The 20,729-nt window shown below is 30.5% G+C and carries 14 protein-coding genes; 12 read left to right on the top strand and 2 right to left on the bottom strand.

Annotated elements, in window-relative coordinates; genetic code table 11:
* Positions 1 to 70 precede the first annotated feature (70 nt).
* On the top strand, positions 71 to 283 hold the full coding sequence (locus L3B96_RS08650; RefSeq protein WP_017212936.1) for a hypothetical protein: 213 nt from the start codon (positions 71 to 73) through the stop codon (positions 281 to 283).
* 304 nt (positions 284 to 587) lie between these two features.
* The gene (locus L3B96_RS08645) at positions 588 to 1,697 is read left to right on the top strand and encodes an aldo/keto reductase (RefSeq protein WP_039768772.1); all 1,110 of its coding nucleotides are present in this window, start codon (positions 588 to 590) and stop codon (positions 1,695 to 1,697) included.
* A gap of 122 nt (positions 1,698 to 1,819) precedes the next feature.
* Here L3B96_RS08645 and L3B96_RS08640 read toward each other — a convergent pair whose 3' ends face one another.
* Entirely contained in the window at positions 1,820 to 2,710 is an 891-nt protein-coding gene (locus L3B96_RS08640; protein ID WP_238860328.1) for an SDR family oxidoreductase, read from the bottom strand.
* Between the two features lie 626 nt (positions 2,711 to 3,336).
* Here L3B96_RS08640 and L3B96_RS08635 point away from each other — a divergent pair.
* Entirely contained in the window at positions 3,337 to 4,206 is an 870-nt protein-coding gene (locus L3B96_RS08635; RefSeq protein ID WP_238860326.1) for a Tim44-like domain-containing protein, read from the top strand.
* 140 nt (positions 4,207 to 4,346) lie between these two features.
* Here L3B96_RS08635 and L3B96_RS08630 read toward each other — a convergent pair whose 3' ends face one another.
* Positions 4,347 to 4,910, bottom strand: coding sequence for a TetR/AcrR family transcriptional regulator (locus L3B96_RS08630; RefSeq protein ID WP_238860324.1), 564 nt, complete (start codon positions 4,908 to 4,910; stop codon positions 4,347 to 4,349).
* Positions 4,911 to 5,071: 161 nt separating this feature from the next.
* Between L3B96_RS08630 and L3B96_RS08625 the strand changes: the two genes are divergently transcribed.
* From L3B96_RS08625 to L3B96_RS08585, 9 genes are all read left to right on the top strand, one after another.
* Complete coding sequence (locus tag L3B96_RS08625) at positions 5,072 to 6,169, top strand: efflux RND transporter periplasmic adaptor subunit (protein WP_238860322.1); 1,098 nt, start codon at positions 5,072 to 5,074, stop codon at positions 6,167 to 6,169.
* The gene (locus L3B96_RS08620) at positions 6,169 to 9,219 is read left to right on the top strand and encodes an efflux RND transporter permease subunit (RefSeq protein ID WP_238860321.1); all 3,051 of its coding nucleotides are present in this window, start codon (positions 6,169 to 6,171) and stop codon (positions 9,217 to 9,219) included. Before L3B96_RS08625 ends, L3B96_RS08620 begins: the two co-directional genes overlap by 1 nt.
* 516 nt (positions 9,220 to 9,735) lie before the next feature.
* Entirely contained in the window at positions 9,736 to 11,073 is a 1,338-nt protein-coding gene (locus L3B96_RS08615) for a hypothetical protein (RefSeq protein ID WP_077831859.1), read from the top strand.
* Positions 11,074 to 12,001: 928 nt separating this feature from the next.
* On the top strand, positions 12,002 to 12,937 hold the full coding sequence (locus tag L3B96_RS08610) for a polysaccharide deacetylase family protein (RefSeq protein ID WP_238860319.1): 936 nt from the start codon (positions 12,002 to 12,004) through the stop codon (positions 12,935 to 12,937).
* 218 nt (positions 12,938 to 13,155) lie between these two features.
* Positions 13,156 to 13,782: a GntR family transcriptional regulator gene (locus L3B96_RS08605; protein ID WP_017212945.1), complete on the top strand. Its 627-nt coding sequence runs from the start codon at positions 13,156 to 13,158 to the stop codon at positions 13,780 to 13,782.
* A gap of 360 nt (positions 13,783 to 14,142) precedes the next feature.
* Positions 14,143 to 15,270, top strand: a complete 1,128-nt coding sequence (locus tag L3B96_RS08600; protein WP_238860317.1) for an ABC transporter ATP-binding protein — start codon at positions 14,143 to 14,145, stop codon at positions 15,268 to 15,270.
* A 1-nt stretch (position 15,271) separates the two neighbouring features.
* Positions 15,272 to 16,846 carry a glycine betaine ABC transporter substrate-binding protein gene (locus L3B96_RS08595; RefSeq protein WP_238860315.1) on the top strand — a complete coding sequence of 525 codons (1,575 nt, stop codon included), beginning with the start codon at positions 15,272 to 15,274 and terminating at the stop codon, positions 16,844 to 16,846.
* Positions 16,847 to 17,405: 559 nt separating this feature from the next.
* Entirely contained in the window at positions 17,406 to 19,076 is a 1,671-nt protein-coding gene (locus tag L3B96_RS08590) for an acetolactate synthase large subunit (RefSeq protein ID WP_238860313.1), read from the top strand.
* Between the two features lie 399 nt (positions 19,077 to 19,475).
* The gene (locus L3B96_RS08585; RefSeq protein ID WP_238860311.1) at positions 19,476 to 20,423 is read left to right on the top strand and encodes a LysR family transcriptional regulator; all 948 of its coding nucleotides are present in this window, start codon (positions 19,476 to 19,478) and stop codon (positions 20,421 to 20,423) included.
* Positions 20,424 to 20,729: the final 306 nt, after the last annotated feature.

The raw sequence follows: 20,729 nt of genomic DNA, 5'->3' as shown, positions 1-20,729 counted from the left end.
CTAAAAGATAAGTGAATATAATAATTTATTAGGAATATAATTAAGTAATGAAATCAAAGGAGATATGGATTTGAAGCTTGATTTAGATAAAAAAGATTTAATTTCTTTAGTTAAAGGAACGGACCCAAATTTAAATGTAATGGAGCATCCTAAAATAAGTTGTTGTGGAAATTATAGAGTGCAAAATAGTAGATGGGATTGGAATCAACATGTTTTTGAAAAGTATACTGATGAAGAAATATATGAAATATATAAGATATGCAAAAATAGTTGGGGGGAATAATACTTAATAAGCGTGAAGGAATATAATTCTAAATAAAACGTTAAGTAAATAAGTAGGCTTTGATTCTTGAAAGTCCGTAAAATTCAACGCCAACTTCGCGTAAAATGAACTTAGTATTGCAATCAAGAAGTTACTTTTTCATTTTAGGGGGAGAGTGAAAAAATACTTGACTTAGAGTCCACTCAAAGTAGTAGAATTTAGTTTGTAATAAGAATTACTTAAATATTTAATTCAATTTATGAATGAGGGCATGAAAATTACAATTTAATTTACTATTTTAAAAGAGTTAAGGAGAAACGAAGAGATGGAAAAGAAAAAATTAGGATTTGGATTTATGCGTCTTCCGCTAAAAGATCAAGAAAATCAAGAAAGTATCGATTTTGAAATGTTAAATAAAATGGTAGATACTTTTTTGGAAAGGGGCTTTACTTATTTTGATACAGCGTATATGTATCATGCATTTAAGAGTGAAATTGCTTTGAGAGAATCTTTAGTAAAACGTCATAAGAGAGATAGTTTTACAGTAGCATCAAAACTACCAACTATGTTTTTGAAAAAAGAGGGAGATCAAGAAAGAATTTTTGACGAGCAATTAGAAAAATGCGGTGTGGATTATTTTGATTATTATCTCCTTCACAACTTAGGTGTATCAAATTATAAAAATGCTCAAAAGTTCGATAGCTTTGCATTTGTTCAAAAAAAGAAAGAAGAAGGAAGAGTAAAAAATATGGGCTTTTCTTTTCATGATAATGCAGATTTATTAGATGAAATCTTAACTGCTCATCCAGAAGTAGATTTTGTTCAATTACAAATTAATTATATTGATTGGGACAATGAAAGTATTCAATCTAGAAAATGCTATGAAGTTGCAAGAAAACATAATAAGCAAGTTGTTGTTATGGAACCAATTAAAGGCGGGACTCTTGCAAATGTACCAGAAGAAGCAGAGAAATTGTTTAAAGAATACCATAAAGATATGTCTGTGCCATCATGGGCAATAAGATTTGTAGCAAGTCATGAAGGAATAATGATGGTATTAAGTGGAATGTCAAATATGGAACAACTTCTTGATAATACAAGTTATATGCAGGATTTTGTGCCTTTAAATGATGAAGAAAAAGAAATTATTAAAAAAGCTACAGATATTATTAATAGTAGCATTGCAGTTCCATGTACTGCATGTCAGTATTGTGTAGATGGATGTCCAAAGAATATTCAAATACCAAAATATTTCTCTCTATATAATAACTATAAACAATTTGGCCCTGGGATTTCACAGGTCTACTATAATAATTTAACTCAAGAGCATGGAAAGGCTTCTGATTGCATAGGATGTAAGCAATGTGAAGGACATTGTCCACAACATATAGAAATTACAAAATGCTTAAATGATGTAGCGGCTGTATTTGAATAAGAATTGGATTAAAATGAAATAAATTATTTAAGAGCCAAGCAAAAAACAATTTTAACTATTGTTTTTACTTGGCTCTTTATTTTATCTCCAATTGAGAGGATATTTAAAAAATATATAAAGAACTAAGCTCTATCAATGTCCTTAATTAGTCCTAAATGTTCTGGCTTCCATCCAAGTCTTTCTTGAGTTAAAGCATTGGATGCTGGAATATCTGCAGCAATAAGCTGTCCTAGAGCTCCAAAATGGTTAGTTGCCTCTTCTAGAGATATTGATTTGGTTGGTACACTAAGACGACGGCCGATAGCTTCTGCAATTTCGCGAATAGGTACACCTTCGTTAGCTACTGCATGAAATATTGATCCGGTTGATGCTTTTTCTAGTGCTAGTCTATAAAGTTTCGCAGCATCAAGTCTGTTAACAGCTGGCCAGCGGTTAAAGCCATCGCCTACATAAGCAGAGAAGCCTTTACTGCGAGCTATTTCAATAAGTATAGTAACCAAGCCATATTTTTCACCATCACCATATACTATTGGTGCAGGACGAACTACTGAAACACGTATACCTTTAGATGCTAGTGAAAGTGCCAATGTTTCTGAAGCTGCTCTAGTTCCTGCAGTTAAACTATTGCTAGCTCTATCATCTTCAGTTACGACATCGCCAGGCTTGATGCCTGCAGTTCCAAATGTAACTACTAATGGTTTATTAGTTCCTGCAAGTGCAGAGCCTAGTGCTTCAATAGCATTACGATCAGTTTCGCAGCAAGCTGCAAAATTAGTAATAAAATTATCATGATCAAAGGCTGCATGAATTACTCCGTCTGCTGAAGAAGCCCCACTGCGAAGGCTGTCAAGATCCTCCAAAGAGCCACGATGAGCTGTAGATCCAATAGCAGTAAGTGATGCAGCTGATGCATCTGACCTAGCAAGTCCTATTACATTATGTCCTGCATCAAGTAATTCTTTAACGATTTTAGACCCTATAAATCCTGTAGCACCTGTAACAAAAATACGCATGTTAAATTCCACCTTTCAAGTTGAATATGTTATCATAGTTAAAAGTTGTGAGTTACAAAATATAAAATGTGTAACTTATATATGAATTATAACATTTAAGTTTACGAGTTACAAGTATCTTTATATGTAACTTGATAATGTAGGATATTTTCTTTTTCCAATAAAAATTTTTAACAATGAAAAAAATTAAAAAGTTACAAATAAAGAAATTTAACAATATAATAATTTATATTAAACAAGAACCACATTACTTTATGGAATGTAGTATATTGAGGCTATAAGAAATAATAGATTTTAAATGAATATACCCTATATTTGTTTAGCTATATACATAATATTGGAATTAATATTATAATTATTATATGAAAATAGTGTAATTGAGAATACGATAATGTGCTTACACAAATGTGAATTTGGAAGAAAAAATGGATGAGCTTTGTCTAGTATTTATATTGGGTTGTCCCCAATAACAAAACTATATGAATTCATTATATTTTGAGGATAAAAAACAGCTGAAACAGCATTTTTAGAAGCTAATAAAAAATGAATTTTATTTTAATAAGAAGTTCCTTAATGAAAATAGCATTTTGTAAGTCATAAACTTATATATATTCAGGGGGAATAATATGTGGGAAATATTTAAAGAGCCAAATAAGCGCAGTAAATATGTTAAGAAGATAGTTCTGATGTTAAATGACTCTGAGACTTTGTATTATTTAAATATAGCTACTGATAAACGTAATAGATATGATAGAGAAGCTATGACGGATCTATTCTTTTTTAAGACTAAAATGCTTATTGTGATGATTACGTTAATAGCACTTTTAAATAAGTTAGGATTGCCTGATATTATTAAGTGGTATCATAATGGAGGAGAATTCCCAATAAAATCTGCTTTTTTAGTGGGTTTAAGCTTTGTAATAATTATCATTCATATTTTAAAGTTGGATAATTATTGCATTAATAATCTTATATATAATAACGAGATGAATAAGAAAAAGAAGAAAACAAATGAATTTATAAATACAATAAAAAAAGATCCTAAAAATATCGCTTATGCTTTTCTTAGAAGAACTGTAAAAGAAACATTTTCTAAGGTAATTGACTCACTGGAACGTATGAACTTTGAAATGTGCCAAAAATATATGGGTACTGAGTTTTATGATGCGCTGCAATCACAATGTAAAAGATATTCTTTTGAGAATGTCGGAAGGATAATAGAAGAACTTGAACTTATAGAAGCAGACCCAGTTGGAATTATTCATCATCATGATAGTTATAAAGATGTTGTCTGGTTCGTCATTAAATATAATGCAAAGGATTATGTTGTAGATGAAACAGATGGAGAAATTCTCTTTGGAAATAACAAAGTTAAGACTTTTGTACAATATTGGAAGTTTCAAAAAGCAGAGGAAAATATCTGGCTGCTAAGTGATGTGGTAGCGAAAGGAGAGCGTGATATAAAAAAATGCTTTAATATTATTGAAGAGTTTTAATTTTGGCTACAATTTTAACACTATATGTTTAAGAATGGGAATGATCAATGTAAAGTCAAAACTGTGTATAATTTCTTTGGAAGTAGAAGAAATTATACACAGTTTATTTAAGTATAATGTTTTAGCTAAGTATGTCTGTTTTATATTAATTTTTTATATTCAAATAGTACACCTTTTGTAACCATTGTCCAAAGTATATCGAACAATTCATCTATTTCGATTTCTCGATTGTCATACCAATGGATTATGGTTGATATTACTGCAGAAAAACAAAATTCACAAAGATACTCAGCGTGAATATTATCCTTGGGTAAGTTAAATGCATTAAAGGCAATTGGAATAATTGTCTTTTTTAGTTGTCCTTTAAATTCGGGGTCACCATTTTCACTGAGTAAAATTTTCAAATGTTCACTTTTGGCAAAGAAATATAGCTCAGAAGCTTTAGGTCTTAAACCTTTAATTAAGTGGGGAAACAAGATTTTGCTTGCATTATCATGTACATAATTTAGCAGAATATTTTCTTCTTGTTCAAGTATATCACTTACACTTGTGAAATAAGCATAGAATGTACTTCGATTATAGCCTGCTACATCGGCTATTTCTTTTACTGTTATCTTATCTAATCTTTTCTGTTTTAAAATCTTCCAAAATGCATCTATAATATTTCTTTTTGTTTGTTCGGTAATTTCAGGTTGTTTATTCATATTATCTCCTTCTTTCCAACACTTGGGAGTTTTTTGTTGATTGATGAAAGTTTCATATCAGTTATAATTTAATTATACAACACAGTGTTGTGTGATTGAATAGGTAATTTGATTGAAGATACAATCAAGAAAATTTAAAAGGCTAAAAGGGGTGCTTTACAATGAAAATTAAGATGATAAAAAAGTTTTTACTGGTTATCGGAATAGTGGCTATTTGTTTTTTTATTTTTAAAGTAGTGAAAACAAATTCAAAGAAAGAAGAAACAGTTTTGCCTCCTCCTGTAGTAAAAACTCTAAAGATTTCAACCTCAAATAAAGATTCAGAATATGTCTATTCAGGAGTAGTCCAACCTCATTATAAAAGTCAACTGGCATTCCAAGTAGGAGGAAAGATTATTAAAAAAAATGTGTCAGTTGGAGATAAGGTGGAACAAGGAGCAGTTCTCATGGAACTTGATTCTAGAGATATTGAACAAGCAGTAAAAAATTCTGAAGCAGCAGTTTCACTAGCGGAAGCCAAATATAAACTGGCTGAAGATAATTTAAAACGATATGAACCACTTTATCAATCTAAATTCATTTCTCAGGCAGAATATGATAATTATGCAAATGCTGATGAAACAGCAAAGGATGCATTAGAACAGGCCAATGCATTGCATACTCAAAGTTTGAATCAACTGGATTATTGTAAGTTATATGCTGATAAATCTGGAGTAATTAGCAGTGTTGACGCTGAAGAAGGACAAGTTGTCACACCTGGGCAGAAGATTATAACACTAGTTCAGAATAATCAATTAGAAGTAGAAATTAATGTTCCTGAAAATAGAATTGATCAATTAAAAAGTGCTAAAGAAATCAATATGAGCTTTTCGGCTTTATCAGATGTTAAATTGAAAGGCTCTTTAGGAGAAATTTCTCCAGTAGCTAATGATGCATCACGTACTTACAGAGTTAGAATAAATCTTATAGATCCACCTCCTAGCATAAAAATAGGAATGTCTTCTAGTGTGTCTATTAATGAAAATAACTCATCAAGTCAAATATGGATACCGCTTGGAGCAGTATATCAGCCAGATTCATCTCCAGCTGTTTGGGTTGTTAAAGATAATGCAGTCACCCTGAAAAATATTACAGTAAAGGATTTTGGTAGTGATCAGGTTACAGTAAGTGATGGCTTAAGCGAAGGAGATGTAGTGGTGACAGCTGGCATTACCAAACTGCGCGAAGGTCAGGACGTAAGAGTAGGGAGTGATAATTAATGAAGGGTTTCAATCTGACAGAGTGGTGTCTTAATAGAAAACAACTGGTTTATTTTTTAGCTATTACAATAATTGTGTCTGGGATTTTTGTTTATCCTAAACTTGGAAGAAATGAAGATCCTGAATTTACTATTCGTGAGATGTACATAACTGTCGTTTGGCCAGGTTCAACTGCAAGTCAGGTTGAGGAGCAGGTTACAGATAAAATAGAGAGAAGACTTCAAGATATACCTAATAAGGACTATATAAAAAGTTATTCTTTTCCTGGAAGATCAGTTATTTTCATTGATTTAAAAGATGACGTGGCTTCAGATAAAATTAGAGACACTTGGGTTGAAGTTCGTAATGATATTAATGATATGAAAGGTAGTTTGCCATCTAATATAGTTGGCCCTAATTTCAATGATAGATATGATGATGTGTATGGTTGTGTTTATGCATTAACATCTGATGGCTATACTTATGAAGAAATGAGAGAAAAAGCTGAAAATATTCGTAGGACTTTATTAAATGTAAAAGATGTTAAAAAAGTTGACTTAATAGGTGTTCAAACAGAAAAAATATCTATTCAGATAGAAAATACTAAAATGGCGCAGCTTGGTATTAGTCCGAATACAATCAGCAGTGCTCTACAGACACAGAATTCTGTTATAGCATCTGGAATGATTCAGACATCAACAGATAATGTTTATCTTAGAGTAAGTGGAATGTTTGATAATGTTGACAATATCTCAAACCTACCAATTAAAGCAGGTAATCAAACATTTCGTTTAGGAGATATAGCAAGTATTACACGAGGTTATTCTGATCCGCCAGATCCTAAAATGTTTTTTAATGGAAAGGAATCAATAGGAATTGCAGTTTCCATGGAAAAGGGAGGAAATGTTTTAAACTTAGGTAAAAATTTAGATAAAACACTAGATGAGATTAAAAACGATTTACCTCTTGGCTTAAATGTAGATCAGGTAGCTAATCAGCCTGAGGCTGTTACAGATTCTATTAATGATTTCTTAGAAACTTTTGTTTTAGCGCTTGTTATTGTAATGGTAGTAAGTTTTGTAAGCTTAGGTTTCAGGACAGGATTAGTAGTTGCAATATCAATTCCACTGGTTATTGCAGGCGTGTTTGTTGGAATGTACTTTTTAGGGATCCCGCTTCACAAAGTATCACTTGGAGCTTTAATAATTGCACTGGGACTATTGGTTGATGATGCAATTATAGCAATTGAAATGATGTCAGTTAAACTTGAGGAAGGATGGGATAGGTTTAGAGCAGGTTGTTTCGCATTTACATCAACAGCTTTTCCTATGCTTACAGGTACATTGATCACTTGTTCTGCTTTTACACCAATAGGCTTTTCCAAGGGAAGTGCATCTGAATACACTGGAAGCGTGTTTACTGTAGTTACTATATCATTACTTTTCTCATGGGTTGTTTCAGTTTGCTTTGTTCCAGTATTAGGTTTTGATTTAATAAAGATTAAAAATGATGAAAATAAAAAATCTGATGTATATGACAGCAAGTTTTATAATAAATTTCGTGGCGTTTTAATTTGGTGCTTAAATCATAGAAAATTAGTAATAACAACAACAGTAATATTGTTTTGTACTTCTGGTTATGCACTTTCACATTATGTTCAAAAAGAGTTCTTCCCAGCGGCAACAAGGCCTGAACTTTTAGTAGATATGACTTTACCACAAGGTTCATCAATTAGTGCAACTCAAGAAGCTGCAGATCGTCTATCAGAAGCTTTAAAAGGAAATAAAGACATCGTTAATTATTCTTATTATGTTGGAAGAGGTGCTCCACGATTTGTTTTATCTTTAGAGCCTGCATCGCAGAATAGCAATGTCGCACAGTTTGTTATATTGACGAAAGATATTGCATCAAGAGAAAGGGTAAATAAGAATGTTCAGCAATTGCTTGATAGCGGGTTTGAAAATATTCAAAGTCATATAAAGGTTATCCAAAATGGTCCTCCTAGTAATTATCCTGTCATGTTTCGTGTTACAGGTTATGATAATGACAAAGTACGTGAAATTGCAGGAAAAGTACGAGATGCCATGGCATCTAATCAGAAATTATACAATATTAATTTCGACTGGTTTGAAAAAACAAAAGAAATGTCTATTGAAGTGGACCAGGATAAAGCTAGGGCACTTGGTTTAGACAGTCAACAAATTTCACTATTCTTGCAAGGACAATTATCCGGCACTACAGTATCTCAATTTAGACAAGATGATAAGACTGTAGATATAGTAGTTAAAATGGATTCAGTTAATATTAATGATCTTGGTTATATAAAGAATATAAATATTCCAATACCAAGCGGCGGTTTTATACCAATGGATCAAATTGCTAAAATAAATTATCATGCTGAAGATGGCTATATAGTAAGAAGAGATTTGAAACCCACTATAACAGTTCAAGCAGAAGTATTACCAGGCATAACAGGAAATGATGCAGAAACAAATATATACAATCAGCTTGAAGATTTACGAAAGACCCTCCCTTCAGGATACAGCATAGATATGGGTGGAGCTCTTGAAAGAAGTAATAAAGGATTAGCTCAGGTTAGAGATGTTGTTCCTATTATGATAGTTTTAATGGTAATTCTTTTGATGCTTCAACTCCAAAACGTACCAAAGATGATAATGACCTTACTTACAGCACCACTTGGAATAATTGGGGTAACATTAGCTTTACTTATGCTTAACAGTCCAATGGGGTTTGTCGTAGTGTTAGGTATTTTAGCACTAATGGGTATAATCATAAGAAATTCTGTCATCTTGGTTGATCAAATTGCAAATCATATTAAGACTGGAGAATCTATCCGTGAAGCCATTATAGATTCAACTATCTTAAGATTTAGGCCAATTATCTTAACTGCTGTAGCTGCAATTTTAGGGATGTTACCATTAATTAAAAATACTTTTTGGGGTCCTATGGCAGTGGCAATGAGTGGAGGACTATTTGTTGCAACTATCTTAACCTTGTTTGTACTTCCAGTTATTTATGCTTCTTGGTACAAAGTAGACAAAAAGCTATGAAAATATCGCTGAAGGTTCTAAGCAGCAGGTTGTATCCACTTTAGCATGCTCCAACTTTCAGTGTGACAAGCTAAAATGGAACAACCTACAGCTAAGATCCCTTAACAGCTCATTTTCAAATGTTTTCTTCACAAATATATTTATGATTTCTAGTGAAGATATAAACTTAAAGTTTTAGCAACTTTGTAAATATGTTCATCTAATAAATCAAATTCTTAAATAGTGTATCTATATATGGAGTTCGTCAATGATATTCAAACTTATGAAATTGTAATATCGTTGTTATTCAGGAAATTGAACCAGTGGATATGTATTGTTATGAATATGGAACCCTATAGTTTTATTCAATGAGAAGTAAACTTATGTGTATCAAATTTCATTGTTTGGGATATTTCTAATTCTAAATATTTAACTCATTAATGAGTGCTTCTGGGCAAGCTATAGACATGAAAAAATTGAGTACAAGAAATATGAAAGAGTAACAAATCAAATTATTAAATAAGTGGGTGAATAATAATGAATAAGAAGATAAATAAAGTAATTGCAGCTGGTATTACAGTTAGCATGATTAATGGAGCGATTGTTCCTGCTTTTGCAGTTGAAAATGCGAAAACAGTGTCAGATAAAAATAATTCTATTGTATTAAATTCAAGTACATCAGGTGAAAATACAAATACTTTAGATGAACAAACTACTAAAACAAAGAAAGTAATCACTTTAGATGAGCTTATAAAATGTGCTGTTGATAATAGTGATAAGTTAGCTTTGAAAGAAAAAGAATTGAAACTGTATGATGATAAGTTGGACCTTCAGGATGAAAAAGATGATTTCTCGGATGATAACAATTTAAAGACCGGCAATGATACAGTAGATGACTTTCCATCTGATAAGCTTAAACTTCAAAAGAAACAAACGGCTCAGTCTGAAGCTTTTTTGCATGATCAAATAACAAATGATGTTACAAAGAGGTATAATGCAATCATCTTAAAAAAGATTGATATAGACAAATTGAAAACAGGCTTAGAAATCAAAAATAATGATTTAGATGCTTTAAAAATAAAAGTTTCAGTAGGGCTTGCGATTCCTAATCAGTTGGAGGATAAGCAGATTGAACTGAATAAGGTACAAGATGAGATAAAGGCTAAAGAAAACTCATTAAAAAATAATTTGGATTATTTAGGAGTATTAACAAATCTAAATTTATCAGATTATACATTGGACTCAAGTATTAGTTATAAAACATTAAAAATAGATGTCTCACTAGATGAATATTTAGATGATAAAATAGATAGTTATTTAAAGTATAATGATGAAATTATTAAACTTACTGATGATTATATGCATGAGCTACGGGAAGAGGATATGAATAAACTTAGTTACTATGAAAATAAAGTAGTGAAGGTTAATAAAAATGATTATTACGAGATTGATGGCGATGGCAACAAAACTTTTAATACTCAGGAATATTGTTTAGCCATTGTTAGCTATGTGCAGCAATACTTAAATGCATTTAATAATTATCAGTCCTATTTAGAAGGTAGATACAGTTTAGCGGAAGCTAAGGTTAAATTAGATGATTCAAAGAAAAGTCTTAAAAATGTCTTAAAAGAGAATTATTCAACATTGTGTGACTTGGAAAATCAAATAAAGAGATTAAATGAACAGATTATATCTAATAATACAAAGCTTAGGTCTCTAAAAGCAAAAGTAGATTTAGGAATAATAACTGAAAATGACTTTAAAGCTGAACTTTTAAAGAGTAAGGATTTAGATAATTCACTAATGAATCTTATCAATACTTATAATATATTAAAAAATAGTATTGAAAAACCTTGGGTACTTAGCAGTAACTAATAGTAGTAGCGGTACTTTGAATTATAAATAACCCAACTACAATCTATACTTATGCGTATACTCACCGAAATGAATAACATACTTTTGTTCCAGTTTTTAGGTAATTATGATGGGTGATTCTAAGGCTATAAAGTTGCACCCAAAGTGCTAGCCTCAAAGAACAAGCTATGAACTAGCACATTTGGAACAACTTATAGCCAAAGAATCACATCCATCAAAATTACCAATGAAACATTCCACAAAAGTATATTACTCATTTCTGGTTGGAATAATCTAAAAAATAATAGTTTATTCCAGCTTTTTTTCTTATTTTAGTAATATATAGATATCCCTACACTTTAATCTTTGTAAATTATACTAGAAATTAGATACAAATTTGTTCCTGTTTTGCTTGTCACGAGCTTGCTCGGGAACATGCTGAAATGGTGCAACTTATGATGCTAGAAAGCCTCAGCATATTCTCAGTAACCGAAACAACAGAGTACCTTTCCTCTCGGTAAGTTATTGCACAAGTCTAAGCTTTGTTTTGAATATCTATATGGTGAAATTTACAATAGATTTCACAATTACTGTTAAAATTCTTGCAATATATTACGGCAAATAACCAAGTTAATAAATTGTAATATTTTTGTTACAAATAATTAAGTATTTTAAATTAAAATATTGATATGAGTTATTGAAGTGTTGGTTTTTGCACGAAATAAAAAATATTTTGGCGATTATTGTTATATGATACAATTTTCTCATATAATGAGGTATAATTTTTAGTAGTTAAATGATAATTATGGAAAGATATTATATATGTTGCAATTCACAATGCACAGTTCATAGCTTATAATTACAGCTAAAATTTTTGTGATATTTTTAGAATTATGATGAAGAATTATTTTTGCAATAAATATACTAAGAAATACGAGGGGATAAGGAAATGAGAAACAATTACAGATATAGCAGATATAACAGAAATGTTCGCATACGAAGAAAGAGAATATTAATTTTAACTATTATAATTGTGGCATTAGGAGGTTTGGCTACATCTATAATAGATGATAAATTTTTTTCAAAGGATAAAAATGTACAAGCGCTTGCATCTAATGAGGCTGTTGTGTCAAAGCAAGATGATGAAGCTAATAAAACCAAAGAAGATGATACAAACGCCGAAGTACAAAGTGATTCTAATGTTGATGATGTTGCATCTGTAGAGAAATTTTTAACTCAACAAGCGAAAGGGCAGAAAATTGAAGATACTGATGGTAAAAAAGTCGTTTACTTATCTTTTGATGACGGACCATCTGAAACTAATACTCCATCAATATTAAAGACTCTTAAGGACGAAAATGTAAAAGCAACTTTTTTTGTTCTTGGAAAAGCAATAGATCAAAGTGAAGCTAATAAAAATTTGTTAAAGCAGGAAGTTGAAGAAGGACATGCTATAGGAAATCATTCGTATTCACATAATTACAAGTACTTATATCCTAATGGAAGTGTCAACACAAATAACTTCATGTCGGAGATTAATAAAACTAATGAGTCTTTAAAGAAAGTGTTAGGAGAAGATTTTTCTACAAGGGCTATTAGATTTCCAGGGGGACATATGTCTTGGAAAAATACTGGAGAAGTAGATAAAATAATGAAGGAAAAAGATTATCATTATGTAGATTGGAATGCATTATCAAAAGATGCAGAAGGTCCTCATAAAAATGCAGATCAATTAACAGAAGAGGTTAAGAAGACTGTTGGAAACAAGACAAAAGTAGTACTATTAATGCATGACACATATGGTAAAGAAGAAACAGCTAAATCATTACCAGGAATAATAGATTATTTAAAGAGCCAAGGGTATGAATTTAGGACTTTTAAATAAAACTTAATAATGTAGTTCTGAAAATTTTTTGTTATTTATTTAGGCTTTAATTTATAAGGTTTTGATTCTCAGTATTTTATAAATTATATGAAGTTAGGTTATGATAAATTAAGAAGAATAGCAGAAAATAAAAATATATGATAAAATACCTTTGAAAGTATTCCGTAATATTTTCAAAGGTATTTAAATCTAATTTTAATAAGAGGATAGAAGAAAAGATGGAAAAAAAAATAAGAATAGTTAGTCCTGTTTATCAGCAGATTGCCACAGATATTGCTTCGAAAATAGCAAGTGGACATTATCAAGTTGGTGAAAAAATATATGCGCGTTCTGTACTTGCAAGTCAATATGGAGTTTCAGCAGAAACGGCTAGAAGAGCTATAGCAATACTTGCAGATGTGGATATTGTAGATGCCAATAAGGGCAGTGGTGTAATAATAAAATCAACTGAAAATGCTATGAAATTTATCAAGCAGTATAATGATGTTAAGACGGTTAATGATTTAAGAAATGATATATTAGATAAATTAGAAGAGCAGAAAAAAGAAAATGATCTATTAAGAGAACAAATAATTGATTTGTTAGATAGAACTGATAGATTTAAGTCTATAAATCCATTCATACCATTTGAAATACGTATAACTAAGGAAACCCCATACATAGATAAAAATGTAGCTGAAATTAATTTTTGGCATAATACCTCTGCAACAATTGTATGTATCAAAAGAAATGGATGCCTAGAAATGTCGCCAGGACCATATGCTGTGTTACGTGATAATGATATTTTTTATTTTGTCGGTGATGAAAGCTGCTATGAGAGAGTAAATAAATTCTTATATCCATAATATATCTCTGAATTAATTTATAACGGGTAATATATTAACCATTTAGATTATAAAAATGGTTAATATATTACCCGTTATAATTTTAGCGTGAAAAATCTTAATCCAAATCAAAATTAAATATATAACAGCTCACTTCCAATGCTTATTGAATGTTATGATTCAAGAGTTTATCAATATTTATCTAATTTCGCTCTTTGTAGTATCTCAGATTTTCAACGTGAAGCTATAACACAAAAAGCAAAAAAGTTCAAATTTGACAAAAGTAACAACCTTATATTACAATTAAGTTGTTACTAAAACTATAAAAAGTAACAACTTGTACATAGATATAAAGTTGTTAACAGAAAGGGAGTGGAATTTTTGATAGAATTTAAAAATATTCGCAAAGATTTTAAAAACAAAACAATACTCAAGGATATTACACTAAAGATAAATAGAGGAGAGCTTGTTGCTATTATAGGATCAAGTGGATGTGGAAAGACCACAACCTTAAAAATGATAAATAGGTTAATTAAGCCAACGTCAGGTAAGATTTTCATTAATGGAGAAGATATTGCATCAAAAGATGTGATAAAACTTAGACGAAATATTGGATATGTAATACAGCAGACAGGATTGTTTCCGCATCTTACAATTAGAGAAAATATTGAGATGATTCCTAAAGTTGAAAAGTTAAACAAAGCAAGTATAGAAAAAAGAACTCTTGAACTTATGGATATGGTTGGATTAAATAGCAATGACTTTTTAGATAGATATCCAACAGAACTTAGTGGTGGGCAGCAGCAGAGAGTAGGAGTTGCAAGAGCCTTTGCTACTAATCCAGAAATAATTTTAATGGACGAGCCTTTTAGTGCTTTGGACCCAATCACTAGAGTTCAGCTTCAAGAAGAGTTAATTGATTTACAAAGTAAATTAAAAAGAACTATTGTTTTTGTAACTCATGATATGGATGAAGCAATAAAAATAGCAGATAAGATTTGCATAATGAATAAAGGTGAGATTGTGCAATATGATACGCCTGAAAATATACTTAAAAATCCTATAAACGATTTTGTAAGTGAATTTATAGGAAAGAATAGAATATGGTCTTCACCAGAATTTATAAGAGCTAAGGATATAATGATTGACCATCCTGTTGTTTGTTTTAAAAATGCATCACTTTTAAGATGTATTGAAAAAATGAGAAGTTCAAAAGTTGATAGTTTAATGGTTATAGATAGAGAAAGTTATCTTTTAGGAATTATTACAGCAAAGCAGATTCAAAATAAAACTGATAGAAATATTCCTGTAGAAGATATAATGAATAATAAATTTATAAGCGTACAGCCTGATGATTCAATTATAGATATTCTTGAACTTGTAAAGGAACATAAAATAGGACAAGTGCCTGTTCTTGATGACTTTGGAGTTTTAAAAGGTATAATTACCAAAAGTAGCTTGGTAACAACTCTAAGTAGTCAGTTTTTAGATATGGAAGAGGTGAATTAGTATGAACGAATTTTTGAATTATGTATTTACATCAAAAGATCAGATAATTACATTACTGCTTGAACACATTAAGCTTACAGCATTATCAGTTGGGATAGCTATAATAATTGGTATGCCACTAGGAATTCTTACAAGCTATGTGAAAAAACTAAACAAGCCAATCTTAGGAATAGCTAGTGTTGTACAAGCAATTCCAAGTATGGCGTTACTAGGATTTGCAATACCGTTTTTAGGAATAGGTACACCACCAGCAATTGTAATGGTGGTACTATACTCATTATTGCCAATAATAAAAAATACAACAACAGGAATTGATAATATTAATCCAGATATGCTAGAGGCTTCTAAGGGAATAGGACTTACTAAATTTCAAGTTTTAGTTAAGGTTCAAATTCCATTAGCGCTGCCTGTAATAATGTCAGGAATAAGAATTTCAGCAGTTACAGCTGTAGGACTTATGACCATGGCAGCCTTCATTGGTGGCGGTGGTCTAGGATATTTAGTCTTTTCTGGTATAAGAACTGTTAACAATTATCAAATTTTAGCAGGAGCAATCCCTGCATGTATATTAGCCTTATTGGTAGATGGATTATTTAGTATTGTAGAAAAACTTGTTACGCCAATCAGTTTGCAAAAAGCTAATAATAAATCCAAAGCAGCAAAAATAAGAGCTAGAAAAATACAAAAGGGTATATTAACAGCTACTGCATGTGTACTTATTGGGATTTTTGCAGTAAGTGGATTATCTCAAAAGATTTCTAATAAAAAAGTTATTACAATTGGTAGCAAAGATTTCACTGAACAAGAGATTTTAGGAAATATATTATCAGAGCTTATCGAAAGAAAAACAGATATTTCAGTTAATCGTAAATTTGCATTAGGTGGTACTCAGGTTATATTTTCAGCTATGCAAAATGGAGATGTTGATATGTCTGTAGATTATACGGGTACAGCCTATGGAGATGAATTAAAGTATAAACCAATATCAGATGTAGAAGAAGTTTATAATACAGTAAAAAAAGATTTTAAAGATAAGTATAATATAGAAGTGTTAAAACAAATGGGATTTAATAATACCTATACACTTGCCGTAACGAAAGAAACTGCTAAAAAATATAATCTTAAAACAATAAGTGACCTATCTAAAGTTTCAAGTGACATTACTGCAACTACAACCTTAGAATTTCTTAATAGAGAAGATGGATTAGTAGGTTTAGCTAAAAAATATAATTTGAATTTTAAGAATACTGTAGGCATAGATGGTAGTCCTAGGTATGCGGCATTAATGAATAAAGAAAGTGATGTTATAGATGCATTTTCAACAGATGGATTATTAAAAAAATATGATTTAAGTGTTTTAAAAGATGATAAAAACTTCTTCCCTCCATATTATGCGGTTCCAGTTGTACGAGCTGAGACATTAAAGAAATATCCTGAAATACAACCGCTTGTAGAGGAAGTAGGAGATTTACTTAATAATGATGTAATGAGCGAATTAAACTATGAAGTAGATGAATTAAAAAAAGATCCTAAAGATGTTGCTGTAGAATTTCTACAAAAGAATGGATTGATTTAATTAAATTAAAGTAAAATAAAATAAATTTAAGACAGGTTATTATGCTTATGGTAAAGTAATCTGTCTTTTTCTATTTGTAGATTATATAGAAGTCCTTAAATAAAAGATTCTAAAATTGGATTATAATCTGGAGTAATCAACAAACTATTCCCCCTTAAAATAATTCTTATATTAAGTTTTTTATTAACATCTGTAAATTAAAAAGAATAAATATAAAAAAAGAGCCATTTTAATAAATGACTCCATTGTCTTACTATTTAATTATAATTTTACATAAAAAATAAAATTTTTTCAAGAATTTATTTAAAATTAAATATATTTACCAAAATCATTCTATCATTATTCTAAACATCATTCAAACAAATTTTTTATTGTAGAACTACAACAAAACAGTTGTTAAATAAATTATTTGATTTTCCTCATTTAATCACAACCATTTTATTGTAATTAAATAGGAAAAAAGTTGTTGGAAAAACATTTTTAATTGAAGTATGATGTTTGAGAAAATATTAATGCATTAAGCATAATACTAAAATATATAGATTAGAGGATGTTTATTATGGGGACAGAAAAAAATGAAAAGGTTCAATTAAATACAGCACAGCTGTTAGTTAAATGCTTGGAAGCAGAAGGAGTAGAATATATTTTTGGAATTCCAGGAGAAGAAAACTTAGAAGTAATGAATGCTATTGAAGGGTCAAGTATTAAGTTTATTACGACTCGTCATGAACAAGGGGCTGCATTTATGGCTGATTTATATGGACGGTTAACAGGTAAAGCAGGAGTATGCTTATCAACACTTGGTCCAGGGGCAACCAATTTAGTAACAGGAGTAGCAGATGCACATAGCGATGGTGCCCCTGTAGTTGCAATTACTGGACAGGTTGGAACTGAAAGAATGCATATAACATCGCATCAATTTTTAGATCTTTGTAAAATGTTTGAACCAATTACTAAGAGAAGTAAGCAAATTGTTAGACCAGATACAGTAAATGAAATTGTAAGAATCGCTTTCAAGTATGCTGAAAGCGAAAAACCTGGAGCCTGTCATATCGATTTACCTGTAAATATTTCAAAGATGCCTGTAAGTATTTGTGAAAAACCATTAGAAAAGAAAATTCCACCAAAAGAATATGCAGCCTTAGCATCAATAGAGGAAGCTGCAAGTGAGATATTTAAAGCAAGAAATCCAGTTATCTTAGCTGGAAGTGGAGCTATTCGGAATAATGCTGCAAAAGCAGTTACAGAATTCGCAAGTAATTTGAAAATTCCGGTTATAAATACTATGATGGCAAAAGGAATAATTCCTTTTGATAATTTATATTCAATGTGGACAATAGGAATTCCACAGAAAGATTATGTAAATAAAGTTATTGAGGATGCTGATTTAGTAGTTACAATTGGTTATGATATTGTAGAATATGCACCAGCAAAATGGAATGTAAATGGAGATACTAAGATTGTTCATGTCGACACCAGACCATCACACATCAATAAGCTTTATCAGCCAATAGTTGAAGTAGTTGGTGATATTTCAGATGCTTTATATAATATAATGAGAAGAACATCTAGAAAAAAAGAGCCAGTTGACGCACTAAAAATCAAAGAAAAAATGGTTAATGAACATCAAATCTATGCAGATGATGAAAGTTTTCCAATGAAACCTCAGAAAATTTTAAGTGATGTCAGAAAAGTTATGGGACCCCATGACATTGTGGTTTCAGATGTTGGGGCACATAAGATGTGGATTGCAAGGCACTATAACTGTTATGAGCCAAACACCTGTATAATTTCTAATGGTTTTGCAACAATGGGAATAGGAGTTCCAGGTGCAATTGCAGCAAAATTAATAAATCCTAGTAAGAAAGTTTTAGCAATTGTTGGTGATGGCGGTTTTATGATGAATAATCAGGAAATAGAAACAGCACTTCGTATAGGTACTCCGATTGTCGTTTTAATTTTTAACGATAGAAATTACGGGTTAATAAAATGGAAACAAGAGGATCAGTACGGTAAGAGCTGCTATGTAGAATTCACAAATCCAGATTTTGTTAAAATGGCCGAAAGTATGTATGCAAAAGGATATAGAGTGGAAAAATCAGAAAACTTAATACCAATTTTAGAGGAAGCCTTTAAGCAAGATGTGCCAGTAATTATTGATTGTCAGGTTGATTATAGAGAAAATACAAAGTTAACAAAGCATTTAGCAGAAGTATATAAGAATCTTTAAGCAAAGAATATGACTTAGAGATGATATTTAAAACGAGGCGCTAGAGAACGAAAGGCTAATTGCTAAAACAGAAATTTGTTTTTCTAAAATATATAATATATAAAGAATTATTTATGAATTAAAAGCTCTACCGGAGGATACTGAATTAAATAAATTTATAGGGAAAACTCTGGATTGTAAGGGAAAAGAAGTATATGATAAAATAGAAGAGTAATTAAACGTGATGATTCCTAAAAAAGCTTTAAGAGATAGAATATTTTAGAATATGAACTAATATAGTTAAAGATAGTATAGTAGGAAAGTAAAGACGTTTGATGATAAGTAATTATGTAGAATTAGCAATAGAAACAGGATATGAAATATATTTATATTAAATACAAGGTAGAGTAGTGTTACGTTATGATGAATTTTCTTAATTTAGAGTATTTTTTAACAGCAGCAGAAGAGCTGAATTTTACAAAAGCGGCAAAAAAATTGTTTATTTCTCAACAGTCATTAAGTTCTCATATTTCAAAATTGGAGAATGATTTGGGGGTTGAATTATTTAATCGGACAGTGCCATTAACATTGACACCAGCGGGGAAAAGTTTAGTGAAAAATGCCGCAAGAATTTTAGATTTAAAAGAGCAGTCAGTAAAAGAATTGGCAGATATTAAAGATTTCAAATGTGGAGATCTGTTTATTGGAGCTTCACATACAAGAGGACGAGCCTTTTTGCCAGAAATTCTTCCTTATTATAATGAAAAGTTTCCTAATATTAATCTACATTTACTTGAAGGAAACTCAAAGGAACTAGATGCTGCGTTATTAAAAGGTGACGTAGATTTAATAATAGGAATGTTACCTTTTAATGTTGAGAATGTAGAGATGGTTCCGCTTTGTAATGAAGAAGTTCTTATGGTTGTTCCAGATAATATATTAGTAAAATATTTTCCTAACAATTATAAGGAAGTAAAACAAAAACTTGAAAAAGATATGGATATTACATTACTAAAAGATTGCCCATTTCTAATGGTTAATGCTAAAAATAGAGTTAGAATTATTGCAGATGAAATGTTTAATGAAAAAGAAATAAAACCTAATATTATATTGGAGACAGAAAGCATTGAAACAGTACTGGCGCTTTCAGTTAAGGGAATGGGAATTACTTTTTACCCAAGAACTCTAATGAATAATAAAGATCTAATATTCGATAAGAGTACAATTACTGGAGTTAATCTTTATCATCTGAAGTACAACAAAACTCATGGCACATTAGGTATTGGATACCAAAAAAATCGGTATGTATCTCAAGCTTTAAAAGAATTTATTGAGCTTGCAAAGGATAAGTACGGAAATATAGAATAATAGCATAAGTTACTAATTAGCGTTCTAGTTCTATAAGGTGTTAAGCACTTTTAATAGACTAGAACGCTTTTATTAATGAAGGGTAAAAGGAATAAGATAAAGAAGCAGCTTATTTTTTGCTTTGGAATTTTAGCTATTTAGTAATTTCAAATTTAAGTAAAATATATTCCATAACTAAAACCTCCTAGAATTTAAATTGATGTTCTTATAATTGAAGACCCAAATGGGTAAACATATAGGTTTAAAGATTAAATTAATTTGAGATTTTTTAGCCTTGTACAATAGATGAAGCTTCATTTAAGAAAT

Origin of the sequence: Clostridium sp. YIM B02569, from assembly GCF_022320765.1 — a bacterium.
GTDB lineage: Bacteria > Bacillota > Clostridia > Clostridiales > Clostridiaceae > Clostridium > Clostridium beijerinckii.
The sequence above is the reverse complement of the archived record's forward strand: the minus strand, read 5'-3'. Positions and strand labels throughout refer to the sequence as shown.

Coding starts and splice junctions, on each gene's coding strand:
- L3B96_RS08645 (WP_039768772.1), top strand. CDS start 588: ATGGAAAAGAAAAAATTAGGATTTGGATTTATGCGTCTTCCGCTAAAA.
- L3B96_RS08640 (WP_238860328.1), bottom strand. CDS start 2,710: ATGCGTATTTTTGTTACAGGTGCTACAGGATTTATAGGGTCTAAAATC.
- L3B96_RS08635 (WP_238860326.1), top strand. CDS start 3,337: ATGTGGGAAATATTTAAAGAGCCAAATAAGCGCAGTAAATATGTTAAG.
- L3B96_RS08630 (WP_238860324.1), bottom strand. CDS start 4,910: ATGAATAAACAACCTGAAATTACCGAACAAACAAAAAGAAATATTATA.
- L3B96_RS08625 (WP_238860322.1), top strand. CDS start 5,072: ATGAAAATTAAGATGATAAAAAAGTTTTTACTGGTTATCGGAATAGTG.
- L3B96_RS08620 (WP_238860321.1), top strand. CDS start 6,169: ATGAAGGGTTTCAATCTGACAGAGTGGTGTCTTAATAGAAAACAACTG.
- L3B96_RS08615 (WP_077831859.1), top strand. CDS start 9,736: ATGAATAAGAAGATAAATAAAGTAATTGCAGCTGGTATTACAGTTAGC.
- L3B96_RS08610 (WP_238860319.1), top strand. CDS start 12,002: ATGAGAAACAATTACAGATATAGCAGATATAACAGAAATGTTCGCATA.
- L3B96_RS08605 (WP_017212945.1), top strand. CDS start 13,156: ATGGAAAAAAAAATAAGAATAGTTAGTCCTGTTTATCAGCAGATTGCC.
- L3B96_RS08595 (WP_238860315.1), top strand. CDS start 15,272: ATGAACGAATTTTTGAATTATGTATTTACATCAAAAGATCAGATAATT.
- L3B96_RS08590 (WP_238860313.1), top strand. CDS start 17,406: ATGGGGACAGAAAAAAATGAAAAGGTTCAATTAAATACAGCACAGCTG.
- L3B96_RS08585 (WP_238860311.1), top strand. CDS start 19,476: ATGATGAATTTTCTTAATTTAGAGTATTTTTTAACAGCAGCAGAAGAG.